The sequence below is a fragment of the Maribacter sp. 1_2014MBL_MicDiv genome (assembly GCF_001865655.1).
In the GTDB taxonomy this organism is placed as follows: Bacteria; Bacteroidota; Bacteroidia; order Flavobacteriales; family Flavobacteriaceae; genus Maribacter; species Maribacter dokdonensis.
This window is the reverse complement of record NZ_CP011318.1, coordinates 3,383,571-3,395,951: the sequence shown is the minus strand read 5'-3', so window position 1 is coordinate 3,395,951 and position 12,381 is coordinate 3,383,571. Positions and strand designations below refer to the sequence as shown.

General features: G+C 38.1%; 12 protein-coding genes, 2 tRNA genes and 2 rRNA genes. 8 read left to right on the top strand and 8 right to left on the bottom strand.

Features of this window, described 5'->3' with window-relative positions; translation table 11 throughout:
- Nucleotides 1-6 precede the first annotated feature (6 nt).
- Genes YQ22_RS14325 through YQ22_RS14315 form a run of 3 tightly spaced genes read left to right on the top strand, consistent with a single transcriptional unit; the run spans nucleotide 7 to nucleotide 1,003 of the window.
- Nucleotides 7-345, top strand: coding sequence for a DUF2752 domain-containing protein (locus YQ22_RS14325; RefSeq protein WP_335625982.1), 339 nt, complete (start codon nucleotides 7-9; stop codon nucleotides 343-345).
- Nucleotides 346-360: 15 nt separating this feature from the next.
- Nucleotides 361-687, top strand: a complete 327-nt coding sequence (locus YQ22_RS14320) for a CCC motif membrane protein (RefSeq protein WP_071341731.1) — start codon at nucleotides 361-363, stop codon at nucleotides 685-687.
- A 4-nt stretch (nucleotides 688-691) separates the two neighbouring features.
- A complete protein-coding gene (locus tag YQ22_RS14315) occupies nucleotides 692-1,003 on the top strand; it encodes a CCC motif membrane protein (RefSeq protein ID WP_058103379.1) in 312 nt (103 codons plus the stop codon).
- A 50-nt stretch (nucleotides 1,004-1,053) separates the two neighbouring features.
- Here the strand turns inward: YQ22_RS14315 and rocD are convergent, their stop codons facing one another.
- Complete coding sequence (gene rocD, locus YQ22_RS14310) at nucleotides 1,054-2,301, bottom strand: ornithine--oxo-acid transaminase (protein ID WP_071341730.1); 1,248 nt, start codon at nucleotides 2,299-2,301, stop codon at nucleotides 1,054-1,056.
- Nucleotides 2,302-2,519: 218 nt separating this feature from the next.
- Between rocD and rlmD the strand changes: the two genes are divergently transcribed.
- Genes rlmD through YQ22_RS14295 form a run of 3 tightly spaced genes read left to right on the top strand, consistent with a single transcriptional unit; the run spans nucleotide 2,520 to nucleotide 5,209 of the window.
- Entirely contained in the window at nucleotides 2,520-3,932 is a 1,413-nt protein-coding gene (gene rlmD / locus YQ22_RS14305) for a 23S rRNA (uracil(1939)-C(5))-methyltransferase RlmD (protein ID WP_071341729.1), read from the top strand.
- Nucleotide 3,933: 1 nt separating this feature from the next.
- A complete protein-coding gene (locus YQ22_RS14300) occupies nucleotides 3,934-4,440 on the top strand; it encodes a DUF6452 family protein (RefSeq protein WP_071341728.1) in 507 nt (168 codons plus the stop codon).
- Nucleotides 4,421-5,209, top strand: a complete 789-nt coding sequence (locus tag YQ22_RS14295; RefSeq protein WP_071341727.1) for a DUF6048 family protein — start codon at nucleotides 4,421-4,423, stop codon at nucleotides 5,207-5,209. The genes YQ22_RS14300 and YQ22_RS14295 overlap by 20 nt, the downstream gene beginning before the upstream one ends.
- On the opposite strand, the gene YQ22_RS14290 is transcribed toward YQ22_RS14295, so the two are convergent.
- Nucleotides 5,204-5,434 carry a hypothetical protein gene (locus tag YQ22_RS14290; protein WP_071341726.1) on the bottom strand — a complete coding sequence of 77 codons (231 nt, stop codon included), beginning with the start codon at nucleotides 5,432-5,434 and terminating at the stop codon, nucleotides 5,204-5,206. The two genes, YQ22_RS14295 and YQ22_RS14290, sit on opposite strands and share 6 nt — an antisense overlap.
- Complete coding sequence (locus YQ22_RS14285) at nucleotides 5,431-6,600, bottom strand: THUMP domain-containing class I SAM-dependent RNA methyltransferase (RefSeq protein WP_071341725.1); 1,170 nt, start codon at nucleotides 6,598-6,600, stop codon at nucleotides 5,431-5,433. The genes YQ22_RS14290 and YQ22_RS14285 overlap by 4 nt, the downstream gene beginning before the upstream one ends.
- 93 nt (nucleotides 6,601-6,693) lie before the next feature.
- Between YQ22_RS14285 and YQ22_RS14280 the strand changes: the two genes are divergently transcribed.
- Nucleotides 6,694-7,365, top strand: a complete 672-nt coding sequence (locus YQ22_RS14280) for a ZIP family metal transporter (protein WP_071341724.1) — start codon at nucleotides 6,694-6,696, stop codon at nucleotides 7,363-7,365.
- Nucleotides 7,366-7,791, top strand: a complete 426-nt coding sequence (locus tag YQ22_RS14275) for a DUF4268 domain-containing protein (RefSeq protein WP_071341723.1) — start codon at nucleotides 7,366-7,368, stop codon at nucleotides 7,789-7,791.
- A gap of 22 nt (nucleotides 7,792-7,813) precedes the next feature.
- On the opposite strand, the gene trhA is transcribed toward YQ22_RS14275, so the two are convergent.
- From trhA to YQ22_RS14250, 5 genes are all read right to left on the bottom strand, one after another.
- The gene (gene trhA, locus YQ22_RS14270) at nucleotides 7,814-8,446 is read right to left on the bottom strand and encodes a PAQR family membrane homeostasis protein TrhA (protein WP_071341722.1); all 633 of its coding nucleotides are present in this window, start codon (nucleotides 8,444-8,446) and stop codon (nucleotides 7,814-7,816) included.
- Between the two features lie 198 nt (nucleotides 8,447-8,644).
- Nucleotides 8,645-8,756, bottom strand: a 5S ribosomal RNA gene (gene rrf / locus YQ22_RS14265).
- A 168-nt stretch (nucleotides 8,757-8,924) separates the two neighbouring features.
- A 23S ribosomal RNA gene (locus tag YQ22_RS14260) occupies nucleotides 8,925-11,755 on the bottom strand.
- Between the two features lie 199 nt (nucleotides 11,756-11,954).
- Nucleotides 11,955-12,028, bottom strand: a tRNA-Ala gene (locus YQ22_RS14255).
- A 115-nt stretch (nucleotides 12,029-12,143) separates the two neighbouring features.
- Nucleotides 12,144-12,217: transfer RNA gene (locus tag YQ22_RS14250), tRNA-Ile, on the bottom strand.
- Between the last annotated feature and the right edge of the window lie 164 nt (nucleotides 12,218-12,381).

Here is a 12,381-nt window from a genome sequence, read left to right as displayed (position 1 = left end):
AAAATAATGGTAATTTTCCGACTATTAATTAATTTACAGATGCGCATAAAGGCATTAATTCTTTTTTTAGCATTAGAAAATTTTATGCTGCCCTGTTTTACTAAACAGTTGCTTGGCGTAGATTGCCCTGGATGTGGATTGCAACGTTCTTTATTATTTTTGAGCAAGGGCGAATTTGTTTCCGCTTTTTTAATGTATCCTGCAATTTACCCTATGCTAGCATTATTTACCTTCTTAGGAGTCAACAAATTTTTTCCCATTAAATATTCTAATCATATTACCATTACTCTTGCGGTATGTACCGTAGGTTTTATATTAACCAATTACATTTTAAAATTCATTTAATTAAACCTTTACATTATGGAACAACAAAAATTACCCAACGTAACAATAGCCTTAGTTCTTTCTATTATAGGATTTGTCTGCTGTTGTATAGGGGGGCTACCTGGTATTATTTTAGGCGGGATAGCATTTTTCTTAGCATCAAAAGACGAAAAACTATACAAGAAAAATCCGGAAAACTATTCCAACTACAGTACCTTAAAAACGACTAAAACCATTTCAATTGTCGTTTTGGTATTAGGAATTTTATATTTAGCATATTCTATCTATGGTATAATGAGCATTGGAGGTTGGGATGCATATATGGAACAAGTTAGAATTATGTCTGAACAATATTCACAATAATTAAATGAACAATTCCGAATATCAACAAATACCAGGCTCTAGCAATGCATTAACTTTTGGCATTTTATCTATTGTATTAACCCTTTTCTGCTGTGGTCCTTTTGGGGCTATATTCAGCTTTATAGGTTTGAGCAATGCAAAAAACGCAAAGCGTTATTTTGAAGCAAACCCTGGTAATTATAGAGGATACGAAAATATTAATACGGGAAGAATTCTCTCTTATATCGGTTTAGCATTATCGCTAATTTATCTGATATTTTGTATTCTTTATTTTGGATTGATCATCGCATTATTTACTACTGCAGATTTTCAATAAAAGCAATAATCAAAAAAAATCTCCGACTTACATCGGGGATTTTTTTATTATTAATTTTTAAACTCTTTCAGTGTTTTAATTATAATAGAAACACAATCCAAAAGCTGTTCTTTTGTCATCACCAATGGCGGCGCAAATCTTATTATGTTACCGTGTGTAGGTTTAGCGAGTAAACCATTTTCTTTAAGTGCCATGCAAATATCCCATGCAGTAGAACTATCTTCACTGTCGTTAATAAGTATAGCATTTAATAAACCTTTACCACGAACACTATTTACCAAATCTGTATGCGGAATAAACTTATTGAGTTCATCTCTAAAAAGTTCACCAAGTTCAAAAGCATTTTCGGCTAATTTTTCTTCCTTTACCACCTCTAAAGCAGCTATGGCAACAGCAGCCGCTATAGGGTTACCTCCAAAAGTACTACCATGGTTACCTGGTCTAATAACTCCCATAATCCTATCATCTGCTAAAACAGCAGAAACTGGGTATGCACCTCCTGACAATGCCTTACCTAAAATAAGAATATCTGGTTTTACCTCTTCATAATCTACAGCGATCATTTTACCGGTTCTAGCGATACCGGTTTGTACTTCATCTGCAATAAATAGTACATTATACTTCTCACATAATGCTTTGGCTCCGCTTAAATAACCTTCAGAAGGCACGTAAACTCCTGCTTCACCTTGTATAGGTTCCACTAAAAAACCTGCAACATTCGTGTTTGATTTTAAAACTTCTTCTAGAGCCAAAAGATTATCATACTCTATTTTAATAAATCCGTCTGTATACGGTCCAAAATTCTTTCGGGCAACAGGATCGTTAGAAAAAGAAATTATGGTAGTTGTTCGTCCATGAAAATTATTCTCACAAACAACAATTTCAGCATTGTTCTCTACAATTCCTTTTTCCTCATACGCCCATTTTCTACAAATTTTTAGTGCCGTTTCAACAGCTTCAGCACCGGTATTCATAGGCAACAACTTATCAAAATGAAAAGTTTCCGTAGCATATTTTTCATACTTGCCAAGCATATCATTATAAAATGCCCTTGAGGTCAAGGTAAGGGTCTTTGCCTGTTCTGTCATTGCATTAACAATCTTTGGATGACAATGACCTTGGTTAACTGCAGAATACGCAGAGAGAAAATCATAATACTTTTTACCTTCAACGTCCCATACATAAACACCTTCACCTTTGCTTAATACAACAGGTAATGGGTGATAATTGTGTGCTCCGTGTTTATCTTCTAATGCAATAGCATCTTTAGAAGATGTGATGTTTTCTAAAATTGACATGATAAAATTACTTTAAATAAAACTTTAGCAATTCCTTCTATACCTTTTTCCTTTCGAAGAGTCGAAAATTCAGCGTGGGAGAGAAATCATCCTTGTAGAATTTCAAAAGTACAAATTTATAATATGAATCATAAAATTTACGCTAAAACGTTTCAATATCATGTTAATACTATCACTAACTATATTCCCAATCCAAAGAAACCCATTATTTTTGCGCTATGCGAAAAAAGAAGAAACGTTTAGTTTTTGAAAATGTAACCGTTACCGATGCTGCTGCCAAAGGCAAAACCATAGGTAAAGCTCCAGATGGTAGAGTAATTTTCCTGAACAATACTGTACCAGGTGATGTGGTAGATGTACAAACCACTAAAAAGCGAAAAGCTTATTTTGAAGGCACTGCGATCAATTTCCATAGTCTTTCCGACAAAAGGGTTGATCCAGTTTGTCAGCATTTTAATGTATGTGGTGGTTGTAAGTGGCAAGATATGGGCTATGAGCATCAACTTTTTTATAAGCAAAAAGAAGTAGAAAACAATCTTAAAAGAATTGGGCATTTAGATTTACCAGAGCTTACACCAATACTTGGTTCAGAGCAACAATATTTTTACAGAAATAAAATGGAATTTTCGTTTTCCGATAGCCGTTGGCTAACTCTTGACGAAATTCAATCTGATCAACAAATTGACAACAAAAATGCCTTGGGTTTTCATATACCAGGCATGTGGGATAAAATATTGGACATTAAAAAATGTCATCTTCAAAAAGACCCATCAAACGCAATTCGTTTAGAAACAAAAAGATTTGCGATTGAAAATGGATTAACCTTTTTTAATCCAAGAAACCAATATGGAATGTTACGTACATTAATGTTACGAACATCATCTATTGGCGAAATTATGGTTTTGGTACAATTCTTTGAAAATGACAAAGAGAAAAGGGAGTTGCTGTTAAATCATCTTTCTAAAACATTCACAGAGATAACATCTTTGTTATATGTAATCAATCCAAAACAGAATGATACCATATACGATCAAGAAATTATCTGTTTTTCTGGTAGAGACCATATATTCGAAGAAATGGAAGGCTTGAAGTTTAAGATAAACGCCAAATCTTTTTATCAAACGAATTCAGAACAAGCATATGAGTTATATAAGATCACCAGAAATTTTGCAGATTTAAAAGGTGATGAATTGGTATATGACTTATATACAGGCACAGGAACCATTGCTCAATTTGTTTCAAAAAAAGCTAAAAAAGTAATTGGAATTGAATCTGTCCCAGAAGCTATTTTAGATGCCAAGGCAAATGCAGAGCGAAACAAAATTGAAAACGTAGATTTTTTTGTAGGCGATATGAAAAATGTTTTCAATGAACAGTTTATTGCTCAAAACGGTGTGCCAGATGTTATTATAACAGACCCGCCTCGTGATGGTATGCATAAAGATGTAGTACAGCAAATATTGAACATTGCGCCTAAAAAAGTAGTTTATGTGAGTTGCAATAGCGCCACACAAGCAAGAGACTTAGAACTGATGAAGGAAATTTATACCATTACAAAGGTTCAGCCTGTAGACATGTTTCCGCAAACGCATCATGTAGAAAATGTTGTACTTTTAGAAAAGAAAGCCTAAAATGAAAAAAATTCACATCGGGTTACTACTATTATTAGGAATAATCTTTATCTCATCTTGTGAAAAAGATGATATCTGCGTAGAAGGTGACACTCCTTTGTTGGTCATAGAATTTTACGACGCCGAAGATACATCCACCTTAAAAGAAGTTCCAACTTTAAGGGTTGTTGGTGTAGGACAAACAATAACCGTAAATACAGTGACAGACCGCAGTAATTTGAGCACTATTTCCATACCGCTAAAAACAGATGAAGACAGTACTAGCTTTATATTAATTAATAGCTCAGCGTCTGATGATGATGGTGCCGAAACAGGAAACCTGGACACCATTAATTTCTCTTATTCCAGAATTGAAGATTTTCTTTCACGCGGATGTGGTTTTATTGTCAATTATGATGAACTAACAGCAAATGTAACAGCAGATACCGATAATTGGATTCAAGATATAGAAATCACACAGTCTTTAGTCACCAACTCAGATTCTACACATGTCAAGATATTTCATTAGTCTTATAGTACTTTTAACCACGGTTACCGTATTAGGTCAAAATAAACCTATAGACCTTAACCCTAAAGACACGGTTGAACACAAACAATATTATGGACTTAGGTTAGGTATAGATTTAAATAGGATAATCACTAGTTCGTTAGATGATAATTATACAGGGTTTGAAATTGTAGCCGATTACCGACTAACACAAAATTTGTATTTAGCGGCAGAATTAGGTAGTGAAGAAAAAACAAGACAAGAAGATCTTTACAATTTTACAACTTCAGGTAACTACATTAAGATAGGGGTCAACAAAAACAACTATGCAAATTGGTATGGTGAACGTAACCTTATTTACATAGGAGGTAGATTGGCATTCAGTACGTTTGACAATACTTTAAATAACTACCAATATTTTGACACCAATAGATACTGGAATCCGGATGACTTCGCCAATGGTTCTGATACTCCCGAGAACTTCTCAGGGCTTTCAGCAACCTGGCTAGAAGGTGTATTTGGTACTAAAGTAGAATTATTACATAATGTGTATGTTGGCGCTAGTGTGCGCTTAGGACTCATTCTTAGCCAAAAAGAAGATGAACGTTTTCCAAACCTATGGGTTCCCGGCTTTAATAAAGTTACTTGGGATAGTAATTTTGGTGTTGGATACAACTTCAGCATCTCATACTTCTTGCCTCTTTACAAAAAGAAGAACAAAGCAAAGAAAAAAATTGAAAGTTCAACCGAACCCCAAGGTCCGCCACCAAGACAGAACGAAGGTTTATAAAACCTTAAACCCTTTGATAAAAATCCATTTCATTACAATTTTTTCAACACCTTTAATTTTGGCCACAGCAAACTTAGGAGCTAAAAATGATGCTAAAATTGCGGCAATTACAGATAAATAAATTGAACTAATTGTTAAAGTCATATACAATACTACACGGAACACAATAAAAAGTATTGCGAAAGCTAAAAAATTAAATACTAATACTTTGTGTTTTAATTTCATTTCTCAGTTCTGTTTTGATGTTTAGCTTTTTTACTACCTTCATACATCTCGTATTTCACTAACCTAGATTCTAGGTGACTATTAAAAACCTTTATTTTTCTAGAAGGCCGTAAACCCACAAATTTCAAGGCAGGTAAATTACTAGTTACAAACCAAGCATTGGTTCCTGGATATCCCTGTTTTAAAGTATCTCCAATAGCACTATAAAAATTTTCCATCTCTATATCCAAACGTTCGCCATAAGGAGGGTTAAAACACATATGTAAAGGTCCTTCGGTTTGTTTGGTAGTTCTGAAAAAATCTTTTCTTTCAACGGTAATATAATCCTCTAAATGAGCATTCTCTATATTATCCTGCGCCTTTCTTACTGCTGAAGGTGCTTTATCATATCCAATAATCTTATAATGAAACTCTCTTGTTTTCTTCAAACTAGATTCTACAATCTTCTCATATAGTTCAGCATCAAAATCTGTCCATTTTTCAAAAGCAAAACTCTTTCTATTAATATTTGCAGGTATATTGCATGCTATCATTGCCGCTTCTGTCAACATAGTACCACTACCACACATAGGATCCATAAAATCACATTGACCGTCCCAACCACTTAACAAAAGTAAACCTGAGGCAAGTACCTCGTTAATAGGAGCAATATTAGTAGCTGTACGGTACCCTCTTTTATGTAATGAATAACCAGAACTATCCAATGATACATTACATTCATTATTGTGAATATGAATATTAATACGTAAATCTGGATCTTTAACATCAACATCTGGTCTAGTACCATCAGTATCTCTAAACTTATCTACAATAGCATCTTTAGTTTTTTGAGACACGTACAAAGAATGCGTAAACTGATCTGAATTTACCGTAGCATCTATTGCAAAAGTTTCACTAACAGAAAGATATTCCGTCCAGTCCATTGCATAGATTTTCTTATAAAGATCATTTTCATCCCTAACTCTAAATGAATGTATAGGTTTAATTATTTTAATTGCGGTACGCAAGCAAAGATTAGCCTTATACATAAATCCGTTATCTCCTTCAAAAGATACATTTCTAACACCTTCTACAACATTACTTGCACCAAGATTTCTTAGCTCTTTAGATAAAAGTTCCTCAAATCCGAATAAGGTCTTAGCGACCATCTTAAAATTATTACCCATATTCATTTTTTCTCGAACCACAAAAATACGCTAATTTTGACGCCTGTTTAATTTATGACCTATTTCCTTTTATAAAAGGTTTATCAGCAACACATGATTTATATATTACCTATTCTAGGAGTGCTTATTAGTTTTCTTTTTGTGGTTGTTGCAAAACCCAAAAAAAATGAGTCCTTTAAACTTTTATTAGCTTTTAGTGGAGCATTTCTGTTAGCCCTAACAATTTTTGAAATGTTACCGGAGGTATATGCAAATACCAACCCAAAATCTATTGGTGTTTTTATTATGTTAGGCATACTATTTCAAATTTTCTTAGAGTTTTTCTCAAAAGGAGCTGAACACGGCCATGTGCACATTTCCAAGGAAAGTCAGAACTTTCCATGGTTACTATTTTTTAGTCTTTGTATACATTCATTACTAGAAGGTCTTCCAATAGGCACAAATGACACCATCATATACGGTATATTAATTCACAAAATTCCAATTGCAATAATCTTAAGCATTTTTCTTTTAGGCTCAAACATTAAGCCACTACATGCTGCTTTTTTTATGCTATTATTTTCCGTAATGACTCCTATCGGCACTTTATTAGCCCATACAATAACTATTCTATCAAGGTACGGCATGTATTTAAATGCTTTAGTAATTGGCGTATTCTTACATATATCAACAGTAATTTTATTTGAAAGTTCTGAAGGTCATAAATTCAATCTGCGAAAACTTTTGGTTATTATACTAGGTATCACCATTGCTTATTATTTATAAATGTTCAGTAAAGAAGAATCGAGAAAACTACGAGAAGAATTTTGGATTGCATTTGGAAAATCCTTTCCAAATAAATGGACTTTATATAAAACTGAAGTTAAGGGATTATCTTTTAAATTTCATTTTGATTTAAAAAGGGCTATAGTATCTATAGATGTAGATTCAGATTTTGAACAACGAATAAGAGTATGGGATAAATTAGTTGCCCTAAAATCAATTTTACTAAATGATTATTTACATGAAGCTACCTTCGAAGATTTCTATTTACTAGAAAACAAAAAAGAGATATCAAGAATTTATGTAGAGCTAAACCATGTATCTATACACAACAAGAATACTTGGAGAGAAACGATGGAATTCTTAAACCAGAACATGCTACAGATAGAAACGTTTTATGAAGAGTATAAAGACATCATAGATTCATAATTACATTCTATTGTTGAATCTATTAGACTACGTCTAGATAGATAAAAAACCAATGGCTTATTGCACCGCACAGGACAAAAAGATGCCATATGAAATGATTATAGGGAATTCTTCTAACGGCATAAAAAATTATCCCAATAGTATAGAACGCACCACCTAGCATAAGTAAATTAATTCCACTTTCTGACGTTTTATCTACTAAATTTTGAAAATCGAATACTATCAACCATCCCATAGCTAAGTATAGCAACAATGATATAATTTCAAACTTACCGGTAAAAAACAATTTTAAAATAGTCCCTACAGCTGCAATTCCCCATACGGTTCCAAATATCAACCATCCATTATCGCTAATAAGAGTTATAAGTGCCACAGGGGTATATGTTCCGGCAATTAGATAATATATATTAATATGATCAAGAATTCTGGTCTTTAGTTTCCAAATCCTATTTTCAACAGCGTGATATATAGTAGACACGGTTAACATACTAATTAAGGATATACTGTAAATAATAATAGCAAATGTAGCATATACCGATTCATGACTATTAGCGTTGATTAAAACAATCATACCTACCATTGCCAATACGGCACCAACACTATGAGAAATGGTATTAAATTTCTCTTCCTTTTCTAACGAATTTAGATATGGCATAACGATTATTTTAACTTAATCCTTATCATATGCTTTTGGCACATATAGCATTACTTATTATCTATTTGCACCAAAATTAAGTCTATTAAATTATATCTGATAATGCTACGGTAATTATTGAAAAGATATTTTGGTAATCCTTGACTTTCACTTTAGGGTATAAAAAAAGCCCCTTACATTACTGTAAGGGGCTTTCGAAAAAGGCGGCTACCTACTCTCCCACTTGGTATAGCAGTACCATCGGCGCAAACGGTCTTAACTTCCCTGTTCGGAATGGTAAGGGGTGGACCCCGTCGCCATGGCCACCTAAGTTTTGGATCGGACATTGCCGACCGCGGCCTTCGCCGCAATATCGTTGACATGAATGGAACAGGATTCCTATAAAGGAAAGAAACATGTATATCGTCAAATATGTTTCAGAATCGAAAGAAAGAAGTAAAGATCGTCGTGCGCCCCTCCACAAGGAAGGGACGTACGTATGCGCAAGCCTGACGGGCAATTAGTACTACTCGGCTACGGACATTACTGCCCTTCCACCTATAGCCTATCAACGTGGTCATCTCCCACGGCCCTTTAAAGAAATCTCATCTTGTGGCCGGTTTCGCGCTTATATGCTTTCAGCGCTTATCCGATCCCGACATAGCTACCCAGCGATGCTCCTGGCGGAACAACTGGCGCACCAGCGGTCGGTCCAACTCGGTCCTCTCGTACTAGAGTCAGATCCACTCAAATTTCTAACGCCCGCAGTAGATAGAGACCGAACTGTCTCACGACGTTCTGAACCCAGCTCGCGTGCCACTTTAATGGGCGAACAGCCCAACCCTTGGGACCTTCTCCAGCCCCAGGATGTGACGAGCCGACATCGAGGTGCCAAACCCCCCCGTCGATATGAGCTCTTGGGGGAGATCAGCCTGTTATCCCCGGCGTACCTTTTATCCTTTGAGCGATGGCCCTTCCATGCGGAACCACCGGATCACTATGCTCTTGTTTCCAACCTGATCGACCTGTATGTCTCTCAGTCAAGCGCCCTTGTGCCATTGCACTCTACACACGATTGCCAACCGTATTGAGGGCACCTTTAGAAGCCTCCGTTACTCTTTTGGAGGCGACCACCCCAGTCAAACTACCCACCACGCACTGTTCTCTCAGAAGAGAGTTAGGCCCCGGACAAGCAAAGGCTGGTATTTCAACAATGACTCCACCACACCTGGCGATGCAGCTTCAAAGTCTCCCAGCTATCCTACACATTGCTTGACCAAGGTCAATACGAAGCTATAGTAAAGGTGCACGGGGTCTTTTCGTCCCACTGCGGGTAACCGGCATCTTCACCGATACTACAATTTCACCGAGCTCATGGCCGAGACAGTGTCCAGATCGTTGCACCATTCGTGCAGGTCGGAACTTACCCGACAAGGAATTTCGCTACCTTAGGACCGTTATAGTTACGGCCGCCGTTTACTGGGGCTTCAATTCAATGCTTCTCCCCGAAGGAATGACATCTCCTCTTAACCTTCCAGCACCGGGCAGGTGTCAGGCCCTATACGTCATCTTTCGATTTTGCAGAGCCCTGTGTTTTTGATAAACAGTCGCCTGGACCTCTTCACTGCGGCCCCCCATAAGGGGGCGACCCTTCTCCCGAAGTTACGGGTCTATTTTGCCTAGTTCCTTAGCCATGAATCTCTCGAGCGCCTTAGAATACTCATCCCAACCACCTGTGTCGGTTTACGGTACGGGCTGCTTCACTCGCTTTTCTTGGAAGTCGATATGCTGGATTATCACCTTGGCCGTGGCCTCGGTGTACTATCGGGGTATTACTACTCCCTTCAACGTACAATTCCGTCTGTACGCACCAACTTCTCGCCTCCGTCACTTTTAGCGTGAGCAGGTACAGAAATATTAATCTGTTGTCCATCCACTATCCCCTTCGGGTTCGCGTTAGGTCCCGACTGACCCCCAGCTGATTAGCATAGCTGGGGAAACCTTGGTCTTTCGGCGTGCGGGTTTCTCGCCCGCATTATCGTTACTTATGCCTACATTTTCGTTTGTAACCGCTCCAGCATCCCTCGCAGGTACGCCTTCGACGCAGTTACAATGCTCCCCTACCCCTTGTATAAATACAAAGTCACGGCTTCGGTGATATGCTTATGCCCGATTATTATCCATGCGGAACCGCTCGACCAGTGAGCTGTTACGCACTCTTTAAATGAATGGCTGCTTCCAAGCCAACATCCTGGCTGTCAATGCAGTTCCACCGCGTTATATCAACTTAGCATATACTTTGGGACCTTAGCCGGTGATCTGGGTTCTTTCCCTCTCGGACATGGACCTTAGCACCCATGCCCTCACTGCGCAGAAACATTTTATAGCATTCGGAGTTTGTCAGGAATTGGTAGGCGGTGAAGCCCCCGCATCCAATCAGTAGCTCTACCTCTATAAAACTATCTACACGCTGCACCTAAATGCATTTCGGGGAGTACGAGCTATTTCCGAGCTTGATTGGCCTTTCACCCCTACCCACAGGTCATCCCAAGACTTTTCAACGTCAACGGGTTCGGTCCTCCACTATGTGTTACCACAGCTTCAACCTGCCCATGGGTAGATCGCACGGTTTCGCGTCTACTACTACTGACTATGGCGCCCTATTAAGACTCGCTTTCGCTACGGCTCCGTTCCTGAAGAACTTAACCTTGCCAGTAAAAGTAACTCGTAGGCTCATTATGCAAAAGGCACGCCGTCACCCATATGGGCTCCGACCGCTTGTAAGCGTATGGTTTCAGGATCTATTTCACTCCGTTATTCACGGTTCTTTTCACCTTTCCCTCACGGTACTGGTTCACTATCGGTCTCTCAGGAGTATTTAGTCTTGGCGGATGGTCCCGCCGGATTCATACAGGGTTTCACGTGCCCCGCACTACTCAGGATACCACTATCTAAATGCTCTTTGCCTATACGGGACTATCACCCTCTATGGCCGCTATTTCCAAAGCGTTCTAGTTCATTACATCTCGAATGTCGTGGTCCTACAACCCCGCACATGCCGGAACATGTACGGTTTGGACTAATCCGATTTCGCTCGCCGCTACTATCGGAATCACTTTTGTTTTCTCCTCCTCCGGGTACTTAGATGTTTCAGTTCCCCGGGTTTGCCTCCTTGCGGATGTTATACCTTCAATATAACGGGTTGCCCCATTCGGATACCTGCGGATCATATCGTGTGTGCCGATCCCCGCAGCTTTTCGCAGCTTATCACGTCCTTCTTCGCCTCTGAGAGCCTAGGCATTCCCCATACGCCCTTTTCCAGCTTGTCGCCAGATCTTTAATCTATTCTATTCTTGATTCGTACTCTTTACTTAATAAAGATTCGTGTTTCTTTCTTTTTTAGTCGGTAAGACAAATATCTTACCTCCTGTTCCAATATGTCAATGAACGTTGAACAGTTGACAATTATCAGTGAACAATGAACAATTAAAAATTGCTTATTGCTAATTGAACATTGTCAATCGTAATGTGGAGAATATCGGAGTCGAACCGATGACCTCCTGCGTGCAAGGCAGGCGCTCTAGCCAGCTGAGCTAATCCCCCAATTCCATAAGTCGGCTGTTGCCAGTTTACAGTTGACAGGTAGCACAACTTCTAAAATTTCCTTCAATATTTCAATATATGAACGTAATGCCCGATGGGCACCCTTTCTTGTTTGTAGTCCCAGGCAGACTCGAACTGCCGACCTCTACATTATCAGTGTAGCGCTCTAACCAGCTGAGCTATGGGACTGTCCCTACTCTTCCTCTTCAGTATAAATACCTTCCCGGAAAAGCAATTACTTATATATCATGATTATGGAGATCTTTATTCTTATCCGAACACTTTATCTTAAAAAACAATCGTATTAAACCAAAAGACCGGGACCGTTATTCCGATTCTTCGTTTCGCCAGGG

Coding starts and splice junctions, on each gene's coding strand:
- YQ22_RS14325 (WP_335625982.1), top strand. CDS start 7: ATGGTAATTTTCCGACTATTAATTAATTTACAGATGCGCATAAAGGCA.
- YQ22_RS14320 (WP_071341731.1), top strand. CDS start 361: ATGGAACAACAAAAATTACCCAACGTAACAATAGCCTTAGTTCTTTCT.
- YQ22_RS14315 (WP_058103379.1), top strand. CDS start 692: ATGAACAATTCCGAATATCAACAAATACCAGGCTCTAGCAATGCATTA.
- rocD (WP_071341730.1), bottom strand. CDS start 2,301: ATGTCAATTTTAGAAAACATCACATCTTCTAAAGATGCTATTGCATTA.
- rlmD (WP_071341729.1), top strand. CDS start 2,520: ATGCGAAAAAAGAAGAAACGTTTAGTTTTTGAAAATGTAACCGTTACC.
- YQ22_RS14300 (WP_071341728.1), top strand. CDS start 3,934: ATGAAAAAAATTCACATCGGGTTACTACTATTATTAGGAATAATCTTT.
- YQ22_RS14295 (WP_071341727.1), top strand. CDS start 4,421: ATGTCAAGATATTTCATTAGTCTTATAGTACTTTTAACCACGGTTACC.
- YQ22_RS14290 (WP_071341726.1), bottom strand. CDS start 5,434: ATGAAATTAAAACACAAAGTATTAGTATTTAATTTTTTAGCTTTCGCA.
- YQ22_RS14285 (WP_071341725.1), bottom strand. CDS start 6,600: ATGGGTAATAATTTTAAGATGGTCGCTAAGACCTTATTCGGATTTGAG.
- YQ22_RS14280 (WP_071341724.1), top strand. CDS start 6,694: ATGATTTATATATTACCTATTCTAGGAGTGCTTATTAGTTTTCTTTTT.
- YQ22_RS14275 (WP_071341723.1), top strand. CDS start 7,366: ATGTTCAGTAAAGAAGAATCGAGAAAACTACGAGAAGAATTTTGGATT.
- trhA (WP_071341722.1), bottom strand. CDS start 8,446: ATGCCATATCTAAATTCGTTAGAAAAGGAAGAGAAATTTAATACCATT.